Annotated in this window: 24 protein-coding genes; 6 read left to right on the forward strand and 18 right to left on the reverse strand. The window is 69.7% G+C overall.

The window, feature by feature from the left end; all coding sequences use genetic code 11:
• Positions 1 to 112 precede the first annotated feature (112 nt).
• The 7 genes from C8P69_RS12475 to C8P69_RS12505 all read right to left on the reverse strand — a co-directional run bounded on the left by C8P69_RS12475 (position 113) and on the right by C8P69_RS12505 (position 8,583).
• Positions 113 to 1,231 (reverse strand): mandelate racemase/muconate lactonizing enzyme family protein, encoded by a 1,119-nt coding sequence (locus C8P69_RS12475; RefSeq protein ID WP_108177622.1) that lies wholly within the window; start codon positions 1,229 to 1,231, stop codon positions 113 to 115.
• Between the two features lie 349 nt (positions 1,232 to 1,580).
• Positions 1,581 to 3,500, reverse strand: a complete 1,920-nt coding sequence (ftsH, locus tag C8P69_RS12480) for an ATP-dependent zinc metalloprotease FtsH (protein WP_108177624.1) — start codon at positions 3,498 to 3,500, stop codon at positions 1,581 to 1,583.
• 198 nt (positions 3,501 to 3,698) lie between these two features.
• Entirely contained in the window at positions 3,699 to 4,736 is a 1,038-nt protein-coding gene (tilS, locus tag C8P69_RS12485) for a tRNA lysidine(34) synthetase TilS (RefSeq protein WP_146167333.1), read from the reverse strand.
• On the reverse strand, positions 4,723 to 5,721 hold the full coding sequence (gene ybgF / locus C8P69_RS12490) for a tol-pal system protein YbgF (RefSeq protein WP_170118228.1): 999 nt from the start codon (positions 5,719 to 5,721) through the stop codon (positions 4,723 to 4,725). The genes tilS and ybgF overlap by 14 nt, the downstream gene beginning before the upstream one ends.
• 127 nt (positions 5,722 to 5,848) lie before the next feature.
• Positions 5,849 to 6,346, reverse strand: a complete 498-nt coding sequence (gene pal / locus C8P69_RS12495) for a peptidoglycan-associated lipoprotein Pal (RefSeq protein ID WP_108177630.1) — start codon at positions 6,344 to 6,346, stop codon at positions 5,849 to 5,851.
• Positions 6,347 to 6,728: 382 nt separating this feature from the next.
• Positions 6,729 to 8,096 carry an MATE family efflux transporter gene (locus C8P69_RS12500; RefSeq protein ID WP_108177632.1) on the reverse strand — a complete coding sequence of 456 codons (1,368 nt, stop codon included), beginning with the start codon at positions 8,094 to 8,096 and terminating at the stop codon, positions 6,729 to 6,731.
• Positions 8,097 to 8,130: 34 nt separating this feature from the next.
• On the reverse strand, positions 8,131 to 8,583 hold the full coding sequence (locus C8P69_RS12505) for a MarR family winged helix-turn-helix transcriptional regulator (protein ID WP_108177634.1): 453 nt from the start codon (positions 8,581 to 8,583) through the stop codon (positions 8,131 to 8,133).
• A gap of 124 nt (positions 8,584 to 8,707) precedes the next feature.
• Between C8P69_RS12505 and C8P69_RS12510 the strand changes: the two genes are divergently transcribed.
• Positions 8,708 to 10,138, forward strand: a complete 1,431-nt coding sequence (locus C8P69_RS12510; protein WP_108177636.1) for a hypothetical protein — start codon at positions 8,708 to 8,710, stop codon at positions 10,136 to 10,138.
• A gap of 4 nt (positions 10,139 to 10,142) precedes the next feature.
• On the opposite strand, the gene tolB is transcribed toward C8P69_RS12510, so the two are convergent.
• The 5 genes from tolB to C8P69_RS12535 form a co-directional block, all read right to left on the reverse strand.
• Complete coding sequence (gene tolB, locus C8P69_RS12515) at positions 10,143 to 11,462, reverse strand: Tol-Pal system beta propeller repeat protein TolB (RefSeq protein WP_108177640.1); 1,320 nt, start codon at positions 11,460 to 11,462, stop codon at positions 10,143 to 10,145.
• A gap of 78 nt (positions 11,463 to 11,540) precedes the next feature.
• Complete coding sequence (gene tolA / locus C8P69_RS12520) at positions 11,541 to 12,746, reverse strand: cell envelope integrity protein TolA (protein ID WP_170118229.1); 1,206 nt, start codon at positions 12,744 to 12,746, stop codon at positions 11,541 to 11,543.
• A 10-nt stretch (positions 12,747 to 12,756) separates the two neighbouring features.
• Positions 12,757 to 13,206, reverse strand: a complete 450-nt coding sequence (gene tolR, locus C8P69_RS12525; protein ID WP_108177644.1) for a protein TolR — start codon at positions 13,204 to 13,206, stop codon at positions 12,757 to 12,759.
• A 12-nt stretch (positions 13,207 to 13,218) separates the two neighbouring features.
• Positions 13,219 to 13,944: a protein TolQ gene (tolQ, locus tag C8P69_RS12530; RefSeq protein WP_108177646.1), complete on the reverse strand. Its 726-nt coding sequence runs from the start codon at positions 13,942 to 13,944 to the stop codon at positions 13,219 to 13,221.
• Between the two features lie 303 nt (positions 13,945 to 14,247).
• On the reverse strand, positions 14,248 to 14,688 hold the full coding sequence (locus C8P69_RS12535) for a MarR family winged helix-turn-helix transcriptional regulator (protein WP_108177649.1): 441 nt from the start codon (positions 14,686 to 14,688) through the stop codon (positions 14,248 to 14,250).
• A 92-nt stretch (positions 14,689 to 14,780) separates the two neighbouring features.
• On the opposite strand from C8P69_RS12535, the gene C8P69_RS12540 reads away from it, so the two are divergent.
• Positions 14,781 to 15,443: a glutathione S-transferase family protein gene (locus C8P69_RS12540; RefSeq protein WP_108177651.1), complete on the forward strand. Its 663-nt coding sequence runs from the start codon at positions 14,781 to 14,783 to the stop codon at positions 15,441 to 15,443.
• 54 nt (positions 15,444 to 15,497) lie between these two features.
• Here the strand turns inward: C8P69_RS12540 and C8P69_RS12545 are convergent, their stop codons facing one another.
• Positions 15,498 to 16,265, reverse strand: coding sequence for an amidohydrolase family protein (locus C8P69_RS12545; RefSeq protein ID WP_108177653.1), 768 nt, complete (start codon positions 16,263 to 16,265; stop codon positions 15,498 to 15,500).
• 52 nt (positions 16,266 to 16,317) lie between these two features.
• Between C8P69_RS12545 and C8P69_RS12550 the strand changes: the two genes are divergently transcribed.
• Both C8P69_RS12550 and C8P69_RS12555 read left to right on the forward strand, forming a co-directional pair.
• A complete protein-coding gene (locus tag C8P69_RS12550) occupies positions 16,318 to 17,058 on the forward strand; it encodes a GntR family transcriptional regulator (RefSeq protein ID WP_108177655.1) in 741 nt (246 codons plus the stop codon).
• 11 nt (positions 17,059 to 17,069) lie between these two features.
• On the forward strand, positions 17,070 to 18,065 hold the full coding sequence (locus tag C8P69_RS12555; protein ID WP_108177657.1) for a Bug family tripartite tricarboxylate transporter substrate binding protein: 996 nt from the start codon (positions 17,070 to 17,072) through the stop codon (positions 18,063 to 18,065).
• Positions 18,066 to 18,098: 33 nt separating this feature from the next.
• Here C8P69_RS12555 and ybgC read toward each other — a convergent pair whose 3' ends face one another.
• Positions 18,099 to 18,563, reverse strand: coding sequence for a tol-pal system-associated acyl-CoA thioesterase (ybgC, locus tag C8P69_RS12560; protein WP_108177659.1), 465 nt, complete (start codon positions 18,561 to 18,563; stop codon positions 18,099 to 18,101).
• Positions 18,564 to 18,742: 179 nt separating this feature from the next.
• On the opposite strand from ybgC, the gene C8P69_RS12565 reads away from it, so the two are divergent.
• Positions 18,743 to 18,976, forward strand: a complete 234-nt coding sequence (locus C8P69_RS12565; protein WP_108177661.1) for a hypothetical protein — start codon at positions 18,743 to 18,745, stop codon at positions 18,974 to 18,976.
• Between the two features lie 33 nt (positions 18,977 to 19,009).
• On the opposite strand, the gene ruvB is transcribed toward C8P69_RS12565, so the two are convergent.
• From ruvB to ruvC, 4 genes are all read right to left on the reverse strand, one after another.
• On the reverse strand, positions 19,010 to 20,053 hold the full coding sequence (gene ruvB, locus C8P69_RS12570) for a Holliday junction branch migration DNA helicase RuvB (RefSeq protein WP_108177663.1): 1,044 nt from the start codon (positions 20,051 to 20,053) through the stop codon (positions 19,010 to 19,012).
• Positions 20,050 to 20,667, reverse strand: a complete 618-nt coding sequence (gene ruvA, locus C8P69_RS12575; RefSeq protein ID WP_108177665.1) for a Holliday junction branch migration protein RuvA — start codon at positions 20,665 to 20,667, stop codon at positions 20,050 to 20,052. The genes ruvB and ruvA overlap by 4 nt, the downstream gene beginning before the upstream one ends.
• Positions 20,668 to 20,942: 275 nt before the next feature.
• A complete protein-coding gene (locus C8P69_RS12580) occupies positions 20,943 to 21,659 on the reverse strand; it encodes a DNA-3-methyladenine glycosylase I (protein WP_108177667.1) in 717 nt (238 codons plus the stop codon).
• A 227-nt stretch (positions 21,660 to 21,886) separates the two neighbouring features.
• Positions 21,887 to 22,381, reverse strand: coding sequence for a crossover junction endodeoxyribonuclease RuvC (gene ruvC, locus C8P69_RS12585; protein ID WP_108177669.1), 495 nt, complete (start codon positions 22,379 to 22,381; stop codon positions 21,887 to 21,889).
• A gap of 106 nt (positions 22,382 to 22,487) precedes the next feature.
• Between ruvC and C8P69_RS12590 the strand changes: the two genes are divergently transcribed.
• On the forward strand, positions 22,488 to 23,246 hold the full coding sequence (locus C8P69_RS12590; RefSeq protein ID WP_108177671.1) for a sulfite exporter TauE/SafE family protein: 759 nt from the start codon (positions 22,488 to 22,490) through the stop codon (positions 23,244 to 23,246).
• Positions 23,247 to 23,255 lie beyond the last annotated feature (9 nt).

The raw sequence follows: 23,255 nt of genomic DNA on the forward strand, positions 1-23,255 counted from the left end.
GCACGCCATGAGCCCCGTGTGTGGCGCCATTGCGGCGCTCGTTTCTACGCAACCACCGAGACTTAGCCTCGCGGGGCGGTAACCGGCAAGGGCGGGCAGGGAAATTCGCCCATCAATCCAGCGATTTCGCGTGCGTGTCGAAGGCCTCGGGACGGATCGCGGTGCCGGCCCCCGGCTGCTCCGGACGCACCACGTCACCGTTGGTCACGGTGACCGGCTCCTCGAAGCAGGACCTGATCCACGGGATGTATTCGAAGGAGCTGGTGGCCGGGTGCCAGAAGGACAGGTGGACATGCACCTGCCCCATGTCTCCCGCATGGGCGACGACCGGCAGCCGCGCCGCATGGGCGGCCTCCGCGACGCGGATGTATTCGGTGATGCCGGCGAGCCTCGCCACGTCCGGCTGGACATAGTGCATGGCGCCGCGGCGGATGAAATCGAAGAAGGCCTCCGCCGTATAGAGTTGCTCGCCGAGCGCCACCGGCACGCCGCCTTGCGCGGCAAGGCGCACATGGCCCTCGACATCGTCGTACCAGAGCGGCTCCTCGAACCAGAGGAGGTCGAGGTCGCGCGCCGCCCGGGTGAAGCGCAGGCAGGTCGGCAGGTCCCAGCGGCCATTGGCGTCGGTGGCGATGGTGACGCGGTCACCGACGGCGCGGCGAACGGCGGCGAGCCTGTCGATGTCGCGGCCGATATCGGCCGAGCCGACCTTCACCTTGATGCCCCGGAAACCCTCTTCTTCCACCGCCCGGCGGGCGCCGGAGACGAGCGCCTCGTCGGAGAGGGACAGCCAGCCGATATCGGTGTTGTAGGCGGTCAGCCGCTCCGACGTGGCGCCACCGAGCAGCTTCCAGAGCGGCAGCCCGGCGGCTTGCGCCTTCAGGTCCCACAGCGCCACGTCGACGGCGCCGAGCGCCAGATGGGCGATGCCGGCCCGCCCGATCCATTGCAGCGGCGGATGGCGGGCGACCTTCTGCCAGAGCCGCGTCACATCGCGCTCGTCCTCGCCGATCAGCAGCTCGGTGAGCGAGGTGGCGATGCAGCGGGCGATCAGGCGGTCGCCGGCAATGTCCGCATGGGTGCCTGTGAAGCCGGTCCCGACCAGCCCCTCGCGGGTGTGGATGCGGCAGCCGACCACGCCCCAATGCGACAGCGTGTGGGTCGAGTCGGAGATCGACGAGCCCGTCACCGGCACATGCAGGATGAAGGGCTCGATGCGGCTGATGGTCATGGGGCGCCCCGCCAAAGGTCAGGCGGAGTGTGGGCGCGGGAGGAGGAGCGCTCAAGGCGGTCGGTGGGCATAGCCGTCTTAGCCGCTGATCTGACCAAAAGGGCGCGGCGCTCTTGGGCGCCCCTCACCCTTCCCTCTCCCCGCGAGCGGGGAGAGGGTGACATCGGCGTCCCGCCAGTCCGCAGCCGGCGTGTCAGGCGCAGCCGCTGCTGAACACCCGCGACGCTGCTACCCCCTCTCCCCGCTCGCGGGGAGAGGGAAGGGTGAGGGGCCAGATCAGAAACCGCCGCCAAAACGACAAAGGCGGGCATCGCTGCCCGCCTTCATCAAACCAATCGCCTGAGGTCGCTCACGCCTGCGGCTGCGGCTCCAGCCCGTCATCATTGGCGGGGCGGCGGCCCTTGCCGGCGGTCGGCACGGCGGAGTGGCGCACCTGGCCCTTGTCCGGCTCGCTGTCGCGCACCGGCGGCTTGCCGGCCAGCAGGTCCTTGATCTCGTCGCCGGAGAGCGTCTCGTACTCGAGCAGCGCCTCGGCGAGCATGATGAACTGCTCGCGGTTCTCGGTGAGGATGCGCTTCGCCTCCTCATAACCCTCCTGCACGAGCCGCTTCACTTCCTTGTCGATCTTCTGGGCCGTCGATTCCGAGACGTTCTGCTGCTTGCCCATGGACATGCCCAGGAAGACCTCTTCCTGGTTGTCGCCATAGGCCACCATGCCGAGCTCCTCGGAGAAGCCCATCCGGGTCACCATGGCGCGCGCCATCTTGGTGGCCTGGTCGATGTCGCCGACGGCGCCGGAGGTGACGTTCTCCTTGCCGAAGGTGATCTCCTCCGCCACGCGGCCGCCCATGGCGACAGCGAGGTGCGAGGTGTACTCCTTGTACTTCATCGAGTAGCGGTCACCCTCGGGCAGGAACTTCACCATGCCGAGCGCACGGCCGCGCGGGATGATCGTCGCCTTGTGCACCGGCATGCCGGCGGGAACCTTCAGGCCGACGATGGCGTGGCCCGCCTCGTGATAGGCCGTCAGCTTCTTCTCTTCCTCGCTCATGGCCATGGAGCGGCGCTCGGCGCCCATCATGACCTTGTCCTTGGCGTCCTCGAGGTCGCTCATCGTGACCATGCGCTTGCCACGGCGGGCGGCGAGCAGCGCGGCCTCGTTGACGAGGTTCATCAGGTCGGCGCCGGAGAAGCCAGGCGTGCCGCGGGCGATGATCTTCAGGTCGACGTCGGGCGCCAGCGGCACCTTGCGGGCATGGACCTTGAGGATCTTCTCGCGCCCGTTCACGTCCGGGTTCGGCACGACGATCTGGCGGTCGAAGCGGCCGGGGCGCAGCAGCGCCGGGTCGAGCACGTCCGGACGGTTGGTCGCGGCGATGATGATGATGCCCTCGTTGGGCTCGAAGCCGTCCATCTCGACGAGGAGCTGGTTCAGCGTCTGCTCGCGCTCGTCATTGCCGCCGCCGAGGCCGGCGCCGCGATGGCGGCCGACGGCGTCGATTTCGTCGATGAAGATGATGCAGGGCGCGTTCTTCTTGGCCTGCTCGAACATGTCGCGGACGCGGCTGGCGCCGACGCCGACGAACATCTCGACGAAGTCCGAGCCGGAAATGGTGAAGAAGGGCACGTTGGCCTCGCCCGCAACCGCCTTGGCGGTGAGGGTCTTACCCGTGCCAGGCGGGCCGACGAGGAGCACGCCGCGCGGGATGCGGCCGCCGAGGCGCTGGAACTTCTGCGGGTCGCGCAGGAACTCGACGATCTCCTGCAGGTCCTGCTTGGCCTCGTCGATGCCGGCAACGTCCTCGAAGGTGACGCGGCCATGGGCCTCGGTGAGCAGCTTCGCCTTGGACTTGCCGAAGCCCATGGCCTTGCCGCCGGCGCCCTGGATCTGGCGCGACATGAAGATCCACAGGCCGATCAAGAGGAGGACCGGGAACCACTGGGCGAGGAGCGCCACGAACCACGGAACCTGCTCGCCCGGCGCGCGGGCCTGGACCTGCACGCCCTTGTCGACGAGGCGCTGCGTGAGGCCCGGGAAGGGCGGTGCATAGGTCTGGAAGGTGCGGCCATCGGTGAAGTGGCCGGTCAGCTCGGGACCCTGGATGGTCACGTCGCGGACGCGACCGCCATCGGCCTCGGTGAGGAATTGCGAGAAGGGCAGGTCCGAGGACCCGGCCCGCTGCTGCGGGCTCTGGAAGAGCGTGAACAAGGCCAGCAGCAGGAGGACGATGATCACCCACAGGGCCAGGTTGCGGAAATTGGAGTTCATCGCGTGTCCATCCCCAGGGTCTCACCGCGGACGCGGCGCCGAAGCGGCGCGCTATCCGTGCTCATGCCCGATGCGTCATGCGGCATTACCCGTACCCGTCCAATGTAGGAGCCCGCCGGGGACTTGCCAAGGAGCAGCCTTCCGACCTTTCACGCGTTTGCGATGCAAATCCGCGAGGCGGTCAACCGTTTCCTACCATCAATTACGGGCGGAGCGGCGGGCCGGCTCACGTGCCACGATGACGCGCCCCTGCGGCGAGACCGAAACCAGCGCCCCCTGCAGGTTGCGCCGGAGCGCCTCGCCGCCGGCAATCGCCATCAGCACCTCGCCGGTGAGCCCTTCCAGCGCCTCGAGCCGCGCATCGACATCCGGGTCGCCGAGGCGGGCTATGGCATCGGCGAGGAGGCGCAGCACGTCGGTGAAGGGCGCCTCCAGCCAGGTCGTGCCGTCATAGGCCTCAGCGCCCTGGGTGCCCGCGGGCACCGTCGTCGCCTCGGCGAGCCGCGCGGCGTGGTGCGCGCCCGCGGCGTCGAGCATCTGCATGCGGCCGGCGAGGATGGCGAGCCTTTCGGCATCGAGCCCCTCCCCTTCGAGGTCGCGGAGGATCCGGCGGATGCGGACGCGGGTGAAGCGCGGGTCGTCGTTCGACGGATCGTGGACCGGGGAAAGCCCGGCGACGCGCGCCGTTGCCGCGAGCCGCGCCTTCGGCACGAAGAGGAAGGGGCGCAGCAGCGCGAGCCCGTCCCGCTCGGACGTTGACGCCATGCCCTTGAGGCCGAGCGGGCCGGAGCCGCGCAACAGCCGCATGAACACGGTCTCGGCCTGGTCCTCGCGATGATGGGCGAGGACGATTCCCGTCGCGCCGACCGCACGGGCATGGGCCACGAGCAGCGCGAGGCGGGCGTCCCGCGCGGCTTCCTGCAGGCCGGACGCCGGCTTGTCGCCTTCCCAGGCGAGGATGGTCGCGGGAAGCCCAAGGCGGCGGGCTGCCTCCACCACCATGGCGCATTCGCCCGCAGCCTCGGGCCTCAGGCCATGGTCGACGCTGGCCACATGCAGGGCAGGCCCCTCGCCGGCCAGGGCGCGCCAGCGGGCGGCAGCCACCATCAAGCCGAGCGAATCGGGACCGCCGGACACCGCGAGGACGAGCGCGGAATGGCCGTGGAAGGATGCGAGGAGGTCTTGGATCTCGTCGTCGTCGAGCGGGGCCTCGGCCACCGGCTCAGCAGCTGGCACGGCGCTGCTCGCTCACCACCGCCGTCTTGGTCGCGGGGGCGGCATTGGGGAACTTGCGATTGAATTCGGCATAGGCGGCGCAAGCGGCTTCGCGCTCGCCGAGGGCATTCAGGGACTGGCCGAGGCGCAGCAGGCTCGACGGCGCGCGGCTGGCGCGGGGAAAGTCGGTCGAGACCTTCAGGAACTGCTCGGCCGCCTCGCGATACTGGCGGCGCTGGTACATGGTCTCGCCGAGCTGGTGGGTGGCGTCACCCACCAGACGGTCGCGCGGATGGTTCTGCAGGAAGGCGCGCAGGGCGATCTCCGCCTGCTCGTAGTCGCGGCGGGAGATGAAGGCGACGGCGGCGTTGTACTCGTCGCGCGGCGAGGAAGCGATGATCGGCTGGGTCCCCGTGCTGCCGGTGGAGGCCACCGCGCCCGGGATCGCCGAGCGCGGCTCGGCGGGGTCCAGCGAGGGATCGGCAGCGGCGCGCCCGGCAAGCTGGCCAAGGTCGAGCGGCTGCGCACCGCCGGCGCCACCGGCCGCAGCCGTCCGGGGCGGCGCGGCATTGGAGCCGGGCGGAAGGGTGCCGAGGTCGCGGGGCGCGCCGGGGGCGGCCTGCTGCTCGGAGGGATCGAAGGCGTCGGAGCGTCGCTGCGGCGGCTGGCCCTGTTGCTGCGGCTGCTGGGGCGGCTGGCCGGCGGGCGGCTGCTGCGGCCGGCGGGCGCCACCGCGGGCATTCTCGAGCTCGTTGAGGCGGAACTCGATGTCGGCCTGCATGCGGCGCTGCTGGTCCTCCATCTGGCGGACGCGGAACTGCGACTGTTCCAGCTGGCCGTTGAGCGAGCGCACCTGCGCCTCCAGCCGCTGGATGCGGTCCATGAGGTCGGCGGCGCTCTGCGCGCGCACCGGCGCCACCGCAAGCCAGAGGGCGAGCAGCGCCGTGCCACCCACCATCACTGCCATGTCGAAACGGAACCAGGCCTTGGCCACCCGTCCGGTCATCATCTGTCGTCCTTCAGCCCGAGCAGAGGAAATTCATGCGGGGAATTGGGCGAGATTTCGGCCCATTTCAAGCGAAAACGGCGCCCGGTGGGTCCGGGCGCCGTTGGCTGATGCCGTGAAGACGGGATCAGGAGCCGGCGCCACCGGAGAGCACGGTGACCGTGCGGCGGTTCTGCGACCAGCAGGAGATGTCGTTGCAGACCGCGACCGGGCGCTCCTTGCCGTAGGAGATGGTGCGCATGCGGGCAGCCGAGACACCGCGGGCGGCGAGATAGTCACGCACCGTCTGGGCGCGGCGGGCGCCAAGCGCGATGTTGTACTCGCGCGTGCCGCGCTCGTCGGCATGGCCCTCGACCGTGAAGGAATAGCGGTTGTACTGGTTCAGCCAGACCGACTGCTTGTCGAGCGTGGCGCGAGCCTGGGGGGTCAGCTCGGAGGAATCGGTCTCGAAGAAGACGCGGTCGCCGACATTGACGATGAAGTCCTGGGCGCTGCCCGGGGTCGCCGCACCGGCGCCGCCGGCACCGGCCTGGTTGGTGGGGTTTTGGGCGCAGGCGCCGAGCACCAGCCCGAACGCCATGATGGCAGCAAACTTCAGATTGCGGCCCAGAGCCATGGTCAGCATGATGGTCTCCTTGACCTGAAAATGTGACGGCACCTCTAACAGGAGGTCGGTTAATCGAACCTTCCGCGGAAGGGCCGGTCCGGGCCCGCAGCCTTCACCGACAGCGGTCCGATGCGTCACATCCAGGTGGTTATCGTCCTGAATGATCTGTTCTTTTTGCGATCGCCCGGACGGTGAGGCGTTAAAACCTCGCTGCCCCGCCAATCGCCGGAATGGTCAACCATCGGTTAATGGAAGCCCGGGAATTCGTCGTGTCGGCGCGTGACGCACTGCGACACCACCCCCGCATCGCGGCGGAGCGTGACGAGACTGTGGCAAGCGGGTGGCCATGGGGAGAAGCTGGCCCGGTGCCGCACCCTTCGCCGCGACCGTTGCGGAAATGTCACGCAGGCCGGCGTCCCCAGGGCGTCACCCACAGGGCAAGGACCGATCCGGCGCCGTAAATGACCATGGCGAAGCCGACGAGGGCGAACATGGCCCAGGGCTGCTGGTCGGTGGCAACCAGCGCCCAGCCGCCGAGCGCGATGACGACGAGCCGCGCCGTGCCGGCCAGCACCGGGCCGATCACCCGGCCCGCACCCTGCGCCGCGAAATAGAGGCAGAGGCCGAGGCCGAAGAAGCCGAAGCAGGGCCCGGCCCAGGTGAGATAGGCGGCGGTGGCGGCGATGACCGCGGGATCGCTGGTGAACAGGCGGGCCCAGACCTCGGGGAACAGCCAGCCCGCGACACCGACGCCGCCGGTGACGAGGAAGGCCATGGCCCCGCCGGTCCAGGCGGCGCGGCGGGCGCGGGCGGCATTGCCCGCGCCGATCGCCATGCCGACCATCGGCACCAGCGACACGCCGACGGCGAAGGTGACGGGGATGAGCAGGAATTCGAGCCGCGAACCGATGCCGTAGCCGGCCAGCGCCGCATCGCCGAAGCGGGCGACGAGCCGGGTCAGGATCAGCACGGTCAGCACCGATTGCAGCGACGAGATCATGGCGATGGTGCCGACCTTGAGGATGTCGCTCGCATGGTCCCAGCGCGGCGTCAGGCCGACCAGCGGCAGGACGAACCGGCCGCGCCCGGAGCGCAGCCAGGCGAGCAGCGCCAGCGCGCCGAGGCCATAGGCGATGACCTGCCCGGCCGCGACGCCGGCCATGCCGAACCGCGGGATCGGCCCGAAGCCGAGGCCAAGGCCACCGCCGATCACCACCTGCAGGCCGGCGACCGCCAGCAGGATCGCCGAGGGCACGACCATGTTGCCCATGCCGCGCACCACCGAGGCGAGGAGGTTGCACAGCCAGATGGCGAGCGCGCCGACGAAGACGGCGTTGGAATAGGTCAGCGCCTCCGCCAGCGCCGCACCGCGCCCACCGAGCAGCGCATAGAGCGCCGGGCCGACGCCGATGAACAAGACGCTCATGCCGATGCCGCCGGCAAGCGCGATCAGCACGGTGTGGAAGGCGAGCGAGCGGGCCCTCTCGATGTCGCCGGCGCCGAGCGCCCGGCTGACCGCGGATGAGACACCGCCGCCCATGGCCCCTGCCGACATCATCTGCTGGAGCATCACGACGGGGAAGACGAGCGCCATGCCGGCGAGCGAGGCCGTGCCGAGAAGCCCGACATAGGCCGTCTCGGCGATGGCGACGGCCGCGGTCGCCACCATCGCCATGAGATTCGGGGTCGATAGCCGGAGGATCGTCGGCAGGATCGGCGCGACGAGGATGGGATTGGCGCGGGGCGCGGCGGCAGCGGGGGCGGTCATCGGGTCGGGCTCCGCAGCGTCGATCTATCGGGGGTCATGGCGCGGCCGCCGCAACGGGGCCGAGCCGGGCGAGCGAGCCGTCGAGCTGGGCGACGAGGGCAAGGCTCGCCTCATCGCCGAGCGCCGCGCGCATTTCCGCCTGCGCGGCCTCCCATCCGGCGCGGGCGCGCCGCAGCAGGGCGCGGCCCTCCTCCGTCAGGGTCAGGCGGCGGGTGCGCCGGTCGGCAGGATCAGGCGTCAGGGCGAGCAGGCCGCGCCGCTCCAGCGGCCGCAGCGCGCGGGTGAGGGTCGTCGGATCCATGACCATCCGCTCGGCCAGCTGGCCGATGGAGGGTGCATCCCCCACCCTCACCTGCGCCATTACCCCGAACTGGCTGATGGTGAGGCCATGGGGTTCGAGGTGCCGGTCGTAGATCTGCGACACGCGCCGCGTCGTCCGCCTCAGGCGGGCGCAGATACAGGGAAAGGACGGCGACGGGTCGCTCATGGCTCCACATTATCTGCATATGCAGGCTTCGCTACAGCCTGCACGCGGGGCTGGCCTGCGCCAGGCCTTGATTGCGGGCCGGCAGCCGCCCTACCCTTGCGCCGACGCTGCCCAGAGATCCCCGATGCGTCGCTTCCTCCGCCTCGCCCAAGCGCTGCTCGCCGGTGCCCTGCTTCCGGCAACCGCGGCGCTTGCCGATCCGCGCAGCTGCGCCCAGAGCGCCGACGTGGTGACGGCCGCCGATTATCTGCTCGTTGACCCGCAGAACGCGCACCGTTTCTGGCGCGATCGCTATGGCGCCGAGGCTGCCTACTTGCTGGTCCGCTATGGCGAGCTCCCGCCCGCCGCCGCCCTCTCGCTGGTGGAAAGGCTCGCGGCGCGGCAACGCCCGCCCGAGCGAATCGAGGAGTTGCGGCTCGTCCTGCTGCCGCCGGACCGCCGCCTCTCCGCCCTGGCCAGCGGTGACGCCGCGCTGAGCGCGGCGGCGCGCTCCTCCTCGGTCCAGCGGGCGCTGATCCTCGACGGCGAATGGCCACGGGTCTTCGCCGACATCGCCGCCCGCGCCACGGCGCCCGGCGGCACCGCCTCCGAGGAGACCGCGCTTGCCCGCGCCCTCGATGATGTCGATGACCTCGAGAAGTTGCGCCTCGCGGCCCTTGCCGAGGCGAGCGGCCTGCGCGACCTCGCCGGGACCCTGCTTGCGAGCCGCGCCGACCTCTCGCCCTGGCTCGCCCACATCCGGCGCGGACCACAGGCCCCCACAGGCGAGGCAGAGCTTGCGGCCCTCTTCGCGCCAATCTGGTTCGGCCGCCTCGTTCCCGGACGGGCGCCGCCGCCCCGCGCCGCGCTTCCGGCAGACCTGGCCGCCGCCGCCGACCGCCTGGAAGCAAGCCGCCAGCCCGGTTCTGCCGATCTCGACCGGGCCCTGGCGCTGGCGCAGATCGCCCCGGCGACGCTGATGCTCGCCAATGCCATCAACCAGTCCGGCGACCTGCGCCTCGCCGGCGAGGTGGCAGAGCCCCTGCTCGCGGCGATCCGCGCCGGACGCCAGTCGGCCGCCGATGTCGATGGGCTACGCGCAATGATCCTTGAGCGCAGCGTGGCCGTGCTCGGCCTCGACCAGGCCCGCGCCGTCTATGGCGGGGTCCGGCGCCAGCCGGACATGTGGACGTCGGGCTCGGCGCTGGAAACGCTTGAACGGTCGCTGGCCCGGCGCGCCCTGCTCGCCTTCGCGCGCCGCGAGGGCGAGGCCCCCGCGCGGCCGCAGCTCCTGTCACCGGGGTTCGACTGGGCCGGCTGGCGCAATGCGGCCGAGGCCATCAGGGCGGGCGAGCCGGCGCCCGACAGCTATCGCGGCATCGAGGCGGAACTGCTCCATGCCATGGGGCGGCACGGCCAGGCCCTGCGGCTCTTGCGCGAACTCGGCCCCTATGACGAGAACCGCCAGCGCGCCCACGGAATGCTCGCGACACTCGATCAGGCCTGCACGGGCCTGCTCAGCCCCCATCCGTGGCTGGGGACGCCGGTCTTCCGCTTTCCGCCGCGGCTGCGCTGAAGCCTCAGCGCAGCGTCGGGCTCCAGGCCGGGTCGGAGGCGAAGCTCGGCGTCGGCACCGGGTTTTCCGAGCGCGCGAAGATGTCGGCCTGGAACAGCTTCGGCCCGCCGCCCTGGTCGCGGAAGAACATCACGAACAGGCCGTTCGGCGCGAAGGTCGGGCCCTCGTTGTGGAAGCCCGAGGTGATGATGCGCTCGCCCGTGCCATCCGGCTTGATGACGCCGATGGCGAACTGGCCGCCGCCCTGGCGGGTGAAGGCGATGAAGTCGCCGCGCGGCGACCAGACCGGCGTCGAATAGCGGCCCTCGCCGAAGGAGATGCGGTTCGCGGCACCGCCGCCGGCGCTCATCACATAGAGCTGCTGGCCGCCGCCGCGATCGCTCTCGAAGACGATCTGGCGCCCGTCCGGCGAATAGGAGGGCGAGGTGTCGATGGCCGAGCCGTCGGTGAGGCGCACCGCCGCGCGCGAGCGCAGGTCGAGCGAATAGAGCGAGGCGCCGCCACCCTGCTGCAGCGACAGGACGATGCGCTGGCCGTCCGGCGAGAAGCGCGGCGAGAAGGTCATGCCGGGGAAATTGCCGACCTGCTCGCGCTGGCCGTTCTCGATGTTGAGCAGGTAGACCCGGGGCTCGCCGCCCGTATAGGCCATGTAGGTGATGTCCTGGCTCGACGGCGAGAAGCGCGGGGTCAGGACGAGGTCGCCGCCGCGGGTCAGGTAGCGCACATTGGCGCCGTCCTGGTCCATGATGGCGAGGCGCTTCTGGCGGCGATCCTTGGGGCCGGTCTCGTCGACGAAGACGATGCGGGTGTCGAAATGGCCCTTCTCGCCGGTCACCCGCTCGAAGATCTGGTCCGAGACGAGATGGGCGATGCGCCGCCAGTTCTGCTCCTGGGTGGCGAACTGCTGGCCGTGGAGCTGGTTGCCCTGGGCGACGTCCCAGAGGCGGAACTCGACGCGCGAGCGGCCGTCGGGGCCGCGGCCGGCGCGCCCGGTGACGATGCCGGCGGCGCCGAGCTGGCGGAACTGGGCGAAATTCGGCGGCGCATCCGGATCGAGGGTCGCATTGCCATAGGCCTGGCGGTCGATGATGCGGAAGAAGCCGGACCGGCGCAGGTTGTTCTCGATGACGCCCGACATGTTGCGGCCGAGATCGCCGTCGCCGCCGAGGTTCGGCACGACGATCGGGAAGGGCTGCACCTGGCCGCGGCGGATGTCGATGACCGGCGGCGCGCCCTGGGCCATGGACCAGGGCGAGAACAGGGTCGTGCTGGCGATGGCGGAGCCGGCAGACAGGACAGTGCGGCGTGTGAGGTGCAGGGTCATGGCGGGTCTCTTCGGGCTTTCAGATGGCGCTGCACGCGGCTCGCGTCGAGGGTGTGACAGGGGCCGGGCGCCGGTCCGTCAGCGCATCATTTCCTTGGGGTCGAAGTTGAGGACGACTTCGCGCCAGGTGTCGTAGCGCTCGGGCGGGAGGCGGACGCCACCCTCCTGCGAGCACCGCATCACCGCGCGAACGGCGGAATTGGCGAGGATCTGGAAGGCCGGATCCCCACGTGGATTCTGGATCTCCGGACGGGCCGTCACGGTTCCGTCGCGGTTGAAGGAGACGCGCAAGCGCACCGCCGGGCTGTTGCCCTCGCGCGCCGCGATCGGGATTTCCCAGCAGCGCTCAGCCCAGGCGCGGATGGCGTCGATCTCGCGGCCGGTGATGCGCGAGGCCGCGCCCGTCGCCGTGCCGAGCGAGGCGGTGCGGGCGGGCGCCGTCGCGCCCGTCGCCTCGGTGCGGGAGGCCTGCCGGCGGTCGTTCTCCTGCGCCGAGCTCGAGGCAAGCCGGGCGGCGATGGAATTGGGATCGAAGCGGCGGGCGTCGGCCTGCTCCTGGCGCTGCCGCTCGGCGCGCTCGCGGGCCTCGCGCTGCTGGCGCTCGCGCTGCTCACGGGCCTGGCGCTCGCGCTGTTCACGCTCCTGCCGCTCCCGGGCCTCGCGCTGCTCGCGTTCCTGGCGCTCCTGCCGCTCGCGCGCCTCACGCTGCTGGCGCTCGCGGATCTCCTGCTGGCGGCGCGCCTCGGCCTGGCGCTGCTGCTCCTGCTGGCGGCGCTCTTCCTCGCGCTTCTGCTGGGCGAGGAGCTCGGCCTCCTTGGCGGCCTGGTCCTCACGCTCCTGCGCGGCGACGGCCGCAGGCGTCGGCCGCGGCGCGGGCTGCGGCACCGGCACGGGAGGCGGCGGCGGGGCGGCCTGGGCCTGGCGGACGGGCGGCGTCGGCTCCGGCGGGCGAGGATCGGCCTGAGCCGGGCGCGGCGGCGGGGGCGGCGGCAGTTCGGTGTTCTGGACGCGCTCGCGGGCGACCGGCAGCGTCGCCGGGTCCTGGGTCTGGCGTTCTTCCGGAGCCTGCCGGTCGACGACGCGCTGCGGCGTCGGCGTCTGCTCGCCGCGGCGGTCGCCGCGGGTGGACTGGGCCGGCTCGTCGGAGACGATCTCCACCGGCACGCTCTCGCCCTCGTCGACCTTGGTGGGCGACGTCAGAAAGCCCACGAGCCCGGCGACGACGAGCAACACGTGCCCGCCGACCGAGATCCCGTAGCCGACCTTCTGGGGGTGAAGCGCCAATCCGGTCTCCTCAGCGCGACGCACGCTCGGTGGCGACCAGCGCCACCTTGGTGAAGCCGCCGCCCTTGAGCTGCGACAGCACGTCCATGATCGCCTGATAGTTGGCGGCGGCGTCGCCGCGCACGAAGATGCGCTCCTCGGCGCCGTTGGTCGCGGTGGCGCGGACACGCTCGACGAGGGCGGCCGCCTCGACCTTGTTGTCGCCGACATAGATCTCGCCGTTCTGGCGGACCGAGACGGTGATCGGCGGCTTGTCCTGCTGGATGGCGCGGGCCGAGGCCTGCGGCAGGTCGATCGGCACCGAGACGGTCATCAGCGGCGCGGCGACCATGAAGATGATGAGGAGCACCAGCATCACGTCCACGAAGGGCGTGATGTTGATCTCGTTCATGACGTGTGACCGGCGCTTGCGGCGTCCACTGCCGCGACCGCCCCCGCCTCCTGCGAGTGAAGCACCCATGATCGATGCTCCTTACGCGGCGCGCTGGTCGTAGCCGCCGGCCTGCTGGTCGATCTGGCGCGACAGGATGGCGGAGAATTCGTCGGCGAAGCCCTCGAGGCGGCTGGCGATCTTGTTCACCTCGCCGGCGAGCTTGTTGTAGGCGATAGTGGCCGGAATGGCGGCGACGAGGCCGATGGCGGTGGCGAACAGCGCCTCGGCGATGCCGGGGGCGACGACCGCGAGCGAGGTGTTCTTCGACACGGCGATGGCCTGGAACGAGGTCATGATGCCCCAGACCGTGCCGAACAGGCCGATGAAGGGACCGGCCGAGGCGACGGTGGCGAGCACCATCAGACGGGATTCGAGCCGCTCGACCTCGCGCTGGATCGTGACGTTCATGACGCGGTCGAGGCGCTGCTGCAGTCCGGCGAAGGACCGCGAGGCCGTTTCATGGCTGCGCTTCCATTCGCGCATGGCGGCGACGAAGAGCGCGGCCATGGCAGTCGTCGGCCGCTGGGCCAGCGAGCGGTAGAGCTCCTCGAGGCTCTGCCCGGACCAGAAGACCTGCTCGAAGCGGTCCATCTGCGTCTTGGTGCGGCGATAGACGATGATCTTCTCGACGATGATCGCCCAGACCCAGATCGAGGCCGAGACGAGGCCGAGCATCACGCCCTTGACGACCCAATGGGCGGCCCAGAAGAGGCCCCAGAGCGAAACGTCGTGGGAGACGGCCGCGGCTGCATCGGCGGGGTTCATGGCAATATCCTTCTCGCGACGGGTCCGGCTTGGTGGTCGCGCGAACGCTCCCCGCCCTGATCGACACGACGTTCCAGCGGTTTAAAGCGTGAATTTCGCCCGCTGATGACGCCTTTGAGGGCGAAATGGCCCCCGAATGTGTCTTGACCGTGGCGCGGACCGTGCTTCCGCGTGGAGACCTACCAAGCCATCGGTAAGGTTAAGGTCAGGTTATCTTCGGCACTGCACCATCATGGCGTGCGGGCGTGGCGGAACAAGGGCTGGTGATGGGGAACCACGGAAACACGCCCGGTATCCAACATCCTAGCCGTCGATCAAGTTCGACAGCAGGTCCGCAAGATCGCGCGCATCCATCTCGGTGAGCTTAGCCGCCACGTGGGTTTGGATCGCCTGCCGATAGCACGGCCACATGGTCTTCAGCAGCGCCCTGCCCTCGTCCGTAATCGATATCACCTGGCCACGACCGTCGTCCTGACAGCGTTGTCGTGCAACGTAGCCCGCCTTCTCCAGCCGATCGATCAGCCTGGAGACGTTGTGCTGGGCGATCAACAGACGACCTTCGATCTCGACCGGGCGCAATCTTCCGCGTTCTTCGCGGTTGAGCTCGAGCAGGACGTCGTACCAGGCGAGTGGCGGGAACCCGGCCGCCTTCAACTCCGCTTCGACCGCGCCAAGCACCAGCTGTGACGCCTTCATGAGGCGCGCCCAGGCGAGGATGTGGCTGTCCGACGGGTTGGCGCTCATCCAAGAACCTTAAACATTGGATGCAGATGCATCAAGATTGACAAAAGAATGCATCTGCATTTATCTCAATGCATATGCATGGAGATGTCACCATGGTTCAGCCACTGACCCTCGTGTCGTTTGATCTCTGCCCCTATGTCCAACGCGCGGCGATCGTGCTGGCCGAGAAGGGCATTCCCTTCGAGCGCATCGATGTGGATCTTTCGAACAAGCCCGACTGGTTCAAGGCGATATCCCCGCTCGGGAAAGTGCCTCTCCTGAAGGTCGGCGACGAGGTGTTGTTCGAGAGCTCCGTCATCGTCGAGTATCTGGAGGAAACCCACCAACCGGCCCTTCACCCAGCCAATCCGTTGCGCAAGGCGCGACATCGGGCATGGATGGAGTTCGGATCTTCGATCCTTGCCGACATTTGGGTCGTCGAAACCACCAAGGACCCTGTCGCTTTTGAACAAAAGCTCGCGATCCTGAAGGACAAATTCGCGCGCATCGAGGCGGAGCTAAGCGAGGGGCCCTACTTCTCCGGCCACGGCTTCACGATCGTCGACGCGGTGTTCGCGCCGGTCTTCCGCTACTTCGACGTATTCGATCAGATCGCGGACCTCGGGACATTCGACGGTTTGCCGAAGACCCTCGCATGGCGGCAGGCGCTGGCTGAGCGCCCCTCGGTCAAGCACGCGGTCGTTCCCGACTATCACGAACGCCTTCGCGCTTTCTTGAAGAGACATGCCGGTCAGATTACGCGGCAACTTGCCTGAAACCCTCTACCCTCCTGGGATGCGCAGGACGCGCTCAGGGCAGCGGATAACCCGTCAGCCGGCGCCAAAGAACACCCGCCGCGCCGTCGCCTCCATCGCCGCAATCGTCGCCCCGTCCAGCCCCAGCGCCTCCGGCAGCAGTTCCGCCGCCTTCGCCACCGCCTCATGCTGGGTCCAGGGCCAGTCGCTGCCCCACATCAGCCGCTCCGCGCCATAGGCCTCGACAATCCGGCCGGCGAGGCCACGGATGTCGGGATGGCGCACGCGATAGGGCGCCGACAGCTTCATGTGGATGCGCGGGTCCGCCGCCCATCCCGTGACGAGCGCGGCATCGTCCGGACCCGGCCGGCCGAAATGGTCGATGACGATCACCCCGTCGAAGCCGCGAAGGTACGGCAGCGCGGCGGCGAGGTCGGGAGCATCGGCATGGAGCTCGACATGCCAGCCGAGCGGCGCGGCCATGGCGAGCATGGCCCTCGCATCGGCCGAGGCGAGGACCTCCGGCGAGCGTCCCACGAGATTGTAGCGCAGGCCCCGGATGCCGGCCGCCGCCAGGGCCTCCGCCGCCTCGGGCGTGATGCGCTCCTCGACCACCGCGACCCCGGCAAGACGCCCTTTGGCCGCCGCCAGCGCCGCGAGAAGAAAACTGTTGTCGCTGCCAAGGAAGGAGGGCTGCACCAGCACGCCCTTCTCGGCGCCGATCCCGTCGAGGAAGGCGAGATAGGCGGCGAGCGGCGCGTCGTAGTCCGGCACGTAGCGGGCGGTGGGGATCGCCGGGAGGCCACGCAGGAAGACATGGGCGTGGGTGTCGATGGTGGTCATGCTTGCGCGCCGCTCCTCATTGCTCTAATCCTGTATAGGAATAGAGATCTCCATGACAACTGCCCTTCCGCCAACGCTCGATGACCGGCTGCCACGCTACCAGCAGCTGCGCGACCTGTTCGCGGCGGCCGTTGCTGACGGCCGCTGGCGTCCGGGCGAGGCCATCCCGCCCGAGGACAGCCTCGCGGCCACCCATGAGGTTGCCGTCGGCACCGTGCGCAAGGCCCTCGCCGTGCTCGTGGCGGAAGGCATGCTGGAGCGCCGGCAGGGGCGCGGCACCTTCGTGCGGCGCGGTAGTTTCGGCAATGCGCTGGCCCGCTTCTTCCGCATGACCGATGCCAAGGGCCGGCCGATGCGGCCGGTCTCGCGTATCCTGTCGCGCCAGGTCCTGCCCGCCAGTGCCGAGGTCGCCGAGCATCTCGGCGTCGCCGACGGCGCACCCATCATCGCCCTGACGCGACTGCGCCTGGTCGACGGCGCGCCGCTCCTCTTCGAGGAGGTCCACCTGCCGCGCGATCCCTTCGCGCTCCTCATGGACCTGCCCTTCGCCGAATTCGGCGACCTGCTCTACCCGCTCTACGAGACGGCCTGCGGCAAGGTCGTCGCCTCCGCCCGCGAGACCATCCGCTTCGGCATGCCGCCGGCCGCCGCCGCAGCGGCGCTCGGCATCGACGCGGGCGTGCCCACCGCCATCATCGACCGCGTCGCCTTCGGCTTCGACCAGGCGCCGCTGGAATTCCGCCGCTCCTACGGGCCGGCGGAGCGCTTTTCCTATTCCATCGACATCCGCTGAGGATCACGCCCATGACCGGACGGACCCCCGCCCCGATCGACCGCCGCACGGCGCTGGCCGGCGGCCTTGCCGCACTCGCCGCACCGGTGATCGCCCCCGGCGTCGCACGCGCCCAGGCCTGGCCCGCCCGCCCCGTGCGGGTCGTCGTGCCCTATTCGGCCGGCGGCGGCGCCGACACGGTCGGCCGCATCCTCTTCCAGAAGCTGGCAAGCCTGACCGGCGGCAGCTTCGTCATCGAGAACCGCGGCGGCGCCGGCGGCACGATCGGCGCCAATGCCGTGGCCACGGCCGAAGCCGACGGCTACACGATCCTCTTCGACGCCAGCGCCCACGCCTCCAATCCGACGCTCTTCCCGCGCCTGCCCTATGACACGGTCAAGGCCTTCCGGCCGGTCTTCCTCGCCGCCGTCGTGCCGAACGTGCTGGTGGTCCATCCGAGCGTGGCGGAAAAGACGGTCGCTGAGATCATCGCCGCGGCGAAGCGCGCACCGGGCAAGATCGACTGGGCCTCCTCCGGCAACGGCTCGGCGCAGCACCTGGCGCTGGAGCTGTTCAAGAGCATGGCGGGGGTCGACATCACCCACGTGCCCTATCGGGGCGGCGGACCGGCCCTGAACGACCTCGTGGCCGGCCAGATCAAGTATTTCTTCTCGAACCTGTCCTCGTCCATCGAGCACATCCGCGGCGGCCTGCTGCGCGCCGTCGCCCATACGGCCACCACGCCCGTCGAGGTCATGCCCGGCCTGCCGGCTGTCGCCGACACGCTTGCCGGCTATCAGGCGCTGGAATGGAACGGGGTCTTCGTGCCGGCCGGCACGCCGGATGCCGTCGTGGCGCGGCTCAGCAGCGCCCTGAACGAGGCGATCAGCGATCCGGCCATCAGCGCCCGGCTGACCTCCCTCTCGGTCACCAGCCGGCCCAATACCCCGGACGAGTTCGCCGCCTTCGTGCGGGCCGAGATGGAGAAGTGGGGCCCGATCATCCGCAGCGCCAACATCCGGCTCTAAGGGTTCCTCCTCAGTCGGCGCCCTTCGGCGACGTCACATTGCGTCCGACGCCTTCGGCGTCATGGCCCGCCTGAGCCCATCGGGAATGCGCACCGGCTTGCCGCCGGCGAGGAAGGCGACGCGCACGCTCGCCTCGACCAGCACCTCCTCGCCCCGCAGCACGCGCTGGGCAAGGTTCAGCGTCGCGCCCTTCACCACCTCGGTGCGGGTCTCGACCGTCAGCACGTCGTCGATGCGGGCCGGCCGCAGGAACTCGATGCCCATGGAGCGGACGACGAAGAAGAAGCCGGCGCCCGCCTCCTGCTTCGCCGTCTCGAACAGGTCGCCCTGGGCGACGCCGAGCAGGCGCAGGAAATCGGTGCGGCCGCGCTCCATGAAGCGCAGGTAGCTCGCGTGATAGACGACGCCGGAGAAGTCGGTGTCCTCGTAATAGACGCGCACCGGCAGGAGATGGGTCTCTCCGTCAATGCGGCCGGCCAGGCCCTGGCCATCGGTCATTCCGCTCGTCCCTTGTCGTGGATCGGGCTGCCAGCCTTAGCGAGGCCACGCGTCGAAAGCGAGGCGGACATGTTTCCCTTGCAGGGAAGGTCTGCGGAGCGGCGGCATCGCTTTGCCGCCGGCGGCATGGTTGGGTCCGCCCGCCGCGCAGCCGCGCGGTCCCATTGCATGAGAATCCCATGAAGACCCTTCTCGCCGCCGCTGTCGCCGTGGCCATTTCCTCCGCCGCCTTCGCCCAGACCCCGGACACCTGCGCCGGCTACCTGAAGGCCCTCGCCGACATGCAGGCAGCGATGCGCCAGTCCGGCGCCACCCCGCCGCCGACCGATCCGAACGACGCCAAGATCATCGCCTATTGCCGCGCCAACCCCAACGCGCCGCTGGCCGACGCCATGACCAAGGCGTTCCAGTAAGACGGGATCACGGCCGCCGGCAAAGGCCGGCGGTCACTCCTCCTCGTCGCCCTTGAACAGCATGAATTGCGCCCCTTCCCGCTGCGGTTCGGCAAGGCCGAGATGGCGGAAGGCGTGGGAGGTCAGCAGACGCCCGCGCGGCGTGCGCTGCAGGAAGCCTTGCTGAATGAGGAAGGGCTCGATGATCTCCTCGATGGCGTCGCGCGGCTCGGAGAGCGCGGCCGCCATGGTCTCGATCCCCACCGGCCCGCCGCCATAGTTCAGCGCAATGGCCTTGAGATAGCGCCGGTCCATGGCGTCGAGCCCGGCATCATCCACCTCGAGCCGCGTCAGCGCCTCATCGGCGATCTGCCGCGTCACCGTGTCGGAATCCCGGTAGATCGCGAAGTCGCGCACGCGGCGCAGCAGGCGGCCGGCGATGCGCGGCGTGCCGCGCGCGCGACGCGCGATCTCGTTGGCCCCGTCGGGCGTCATGCCGACGCCGAGGACGCGGGCGCCACGGGTGACGATCAGCTCCAGTTCCTCAACCGTGTAGAATTGCAGGCGGATGGGGATGCCGAAGCGGTCGCGCAGCGGGGTGGTGAGCAGGCCGGCGCGGGTGGTCGCCCCGACGAGGGTGAACTTGGCGAGGTCGATCTTCACCGAGCGGGCGGCCGGCCCCTCGCCGATGATGAGGTCGAGCTGGAAGTCCTCCATGGCCGGATAGAGGATCTCCTCCACCGCCGGATTGAGGCGGTGGATCTCGTCGATGAACAGCACGTCGCGCTCTTCGAGATTGGTCAGCTGTGCTGCGAGATCCCCGGCCTTGGCGATGACCGGGCCGGATGTGGCGCGAAAGCCAACGCCGAGCTCCTTGGCGAGGATCTGCGCCAGCGTCGTCTTGCCGAGGCCCGGCGGTCCGACGAACAGCACGTGGTCCAGCGCCTCGCCGCGGGTGCGGGCGGCGGAGATGAAGACCTCGAGGTTCGACCGCGCCTGGGCCTGGCCGATGAACTCGGCGAGCCGCTGCGGCCGCAGATGCGTGTCGGCATCGTCGTCGCGGCGTTCGGCATCGAGGAGACGGCGGGGCTCGGTCAAGACGACAGCTCCTTGAGGCCGAGCCGGATGAGCGTCTGCGTGTTCGCCTCATCGCCTGCCTTCTTGGCGGCGGCCGCGATGGCGGCGGCCGCCTGCGGCTGGCCATAGCCGAGATTGACGAGCGCCGAGATGGCATCGGCCACGGGGCCGGCGACGCGCTTCTCGTCGACGTCGCCGGCGAGCTTCGCCAGCGCCGGATCGATGTCGGTGAAGCCCGGCGCCTTGTCCTTCAGCTCGGTGACGATGCGCTCGGCGACCTTCGGACCGACGCCGTTCGCCCGGCCGATCGCCGCCTTGTCGCGCATGGCGATGGCATGGGCGAGGTCGGAGGCCTTGAGGGTGGAGAGCACCGACAGCGCCACCTTGGCGCCGACGCCCTGCACGTTCAGCAGGAGGCGAAACCACTCACGCTCGAGATCGTTGGCGAAGCCGTAGAGCCGGATCATGTCCTCGCGGACCATGGTCTCGATGGAGAGCACCGCCGCCTCCCCCGCCGAGGGCAGGGATTGCAGGGTCCGCGACGAGCAATGGACGACATAGCCGACGCCATGGACGTCGATGACGACCCAGTCAGGTCCGTAGCTGTCGATAGTGCCCTTGAGCTTGCCGATCATGATGGGTCCGCCGCTTCGAGACGCCGCTTATAGCGGATTCGGCAAACCACTTGCTCCTCATCCTCCCGAGGACCAGGGGCCGCCCTGTTGCCCCTCACCCTTCCCTCTCCCCGCAGGCGGGGAGAGGGGGCAACAGCGGCGAGATTCATAGGCGGCGATCATGAGTGGCACTCGGGCTGTCGATGAAGCGGGACGTCGAAGTCCCCCTCTCCCCGCCTGCCGGGAGAGGGAAGGGTGAGGGGCCATGCCGAAGCGGCACGCCGCCTGCACAAACCCTAGTCCTCGCCCGTCATGCGGCGCAGCGCCTCCGGCGAATGGTTCTCGCCGACCGCCATGGCGAGGATGCGCGAGATATGGGTCCGCGGCAGGCCAGTTTCGACGGCCCAGGCGTTCACCTGCGCCTGGATCTTCTTCATATCCCCCTTGGAGGTCGGCTGCGCCGCGACATCCACGCCCGCATCGCGCATTGCCGCGACCATGTCCTGCGAGGTGACGAAGCCGTCCCAGCCGACGAAGCGCAGGAAGTACTGGCCCGTCATGCCGCCGAGGCGGGCCCCGCGCTTGCCGAGGAGCTCCAGCAAGCCGACCTGGTCCTCCGCCGGCCATGCGCTCAGGAAGCGGCCGAAGGAGCCATGCTCTCGTGCGATCGCCTGGACGAAGGCGGCGTTGTCGCGCACCGACCTGATCTTCTGCGGGTTCTTCACGATCCGGCCGTCGCGCGACAGATCGTGCCAGAACTCGTCGGGCTGGAAGGTCAGCGCCTGCGGCGCGAAGCCGAGAAAGGCCTCCTCGAAGCCCGGCCATTTCTTCTCGATCACGCTCCAGACGAAGCCGGCGGAAAAGACCCGCTTCGTCATCTCGGCGAGGATCCGGTCGTCGGTCATGGCGGCCAGCGCCGCCCTGTCGGGGACAGCGGGGAGCAGGCCGGCGAGCACGGCCTCGCCGCCCTTGCGCTTGGCCGCGCGTGTCTGGATCGTCTTGAACGTCATCATGCGGCCGTCCCCCACCCCACATTCCACGCCCGAAGACCGCATCACGGCAAGAGCGCGTGCAAGGACGCTGCATCACCTCTCCCCGGCGGGGAGAGGTCGATGAGCGAAGCGAGGCGGGAGAGGGGGAGCCTTCGCGGAAGCGAACAGCCCCCTCTTCCGGCCTGCGGCCGACCTCTCCCCACCGGGGAGAGGTTGGAGGCGGCGCAGTCCCGCCACGCAGAAGGCCCTCACCGCCGCCCGGGGCCCGTCCGGTGATGGGCGTGGGTCACCGCGATGGCCAGCGCATCCGCAGCGTCCATGGTCTTCGGATCGGCCTTGGGCAGGAGGATGCCGATCATCATGTGGATCTGGTTCTTCTCCGCATGGCCCGCGCCCACCACCGACTTCTTGACCTTGTTGGGCTCGTATTCGGCGACGGGAATGCCGGCGAGCGCCGGCACCACCATGGCGATGCCGCGCGCCTGGCCGAGCTTCAGCGTCGCGGTCGCGTCCTTGTTGACGAAGGTCTGCTCCACCGCCGCCTCCTCCGGCGACCATGCGGCGAGCACATCGGTGAGGCCGCGGTGGAGGCTCGCCAGCCGCGTCGCGAGGTCCGCCTTGTCGTCGGAGGTGACGGTGCCGCAGGCGACGAAGGCGAGGCGGTTGCCGGTCACGTCGATGACGCCCCACCCCGTTCGGCGCAGGCCTGGGTCGATGCCAATGATGCGAATCGTGCCGGTCATGGCGCCAATCTAGCCCAAGTGCAGGCGTGCCCCGCGCCGCCCGATATTCCCGTCCGCGGCCAATGCCCTTAAGCGGGAGGGAACCACACGCCGCAAAGGCTCCACCTTGGACCTCCTCGCCTCTCTCGGCGCTCCCCCGCCCCTCGCCGTCATGCTCGCCGCCTTTTTCGCCGGGACGGTGCGTGGCTATACGGGATTTGGATCGGCCATGATCTTCATGCCGGTGGCCGGCGCCTATCTGGGGCCGAAGACCGCCATCGGCATCATGTCGATCATCGATGCGGTGCTGCAGCTCGCCATGATCCGCTCGACCTGGCGCCATGCCCGCTGGGGCGAGATCGGACCGCTCTTCGTCGGCTACGTCGTCGGCCTGCCGCTCGGCGTCTATCTCCTGGTGACGGTCGACCCCTCGCCGGTACGCTGGGTGACCTCGCTGTCGATCGTGCTGGTGCTGACGCTCCTGCTCACCGTTGGAAGGATCGAGCGCTCGCCGGGCCTTCCCGCCACCATCGCCACCGGCGTCACGTCGGGGATCATTTCGGGCCTCGCCAGCCTCGGCGGCATGGTGCTGTCGCTGTTCTGGCTGGCCGGCCCCAGCCACAATGCCGGGGTACGCGGCTCCTCGGTCGCCTTCTTCGTGCCGGCCTCGGTAATCTCGATGAGCCTGCTCGCCTATGCCGGCATCTTCACATCCGAGGTGTTCCGCGGCGCCGCCTGGACGATCCTGCCCTATGCGGTCGGCATCGGCCTCGGCTCATACCTGTTCGACAAGACCGACCCGCGCTTCTTCCGGCCCGTTGCGTTCGGAGTGATCGCGGCGGCCGCGATCACCAGCCTGCCGCTGCTCGACCGGGTGCTGCGCTAGAGGGCGGCC

Source organism: Phreatobacter oligotrophus, assembly GCF_003046185.1.
GTDB lineage: Bacteria > Pseudomonadota > Alphaproteobacteria > Rhizobiales > Phreatobacteraceae > Phreatobacter > Phreatobacter oligotrophus.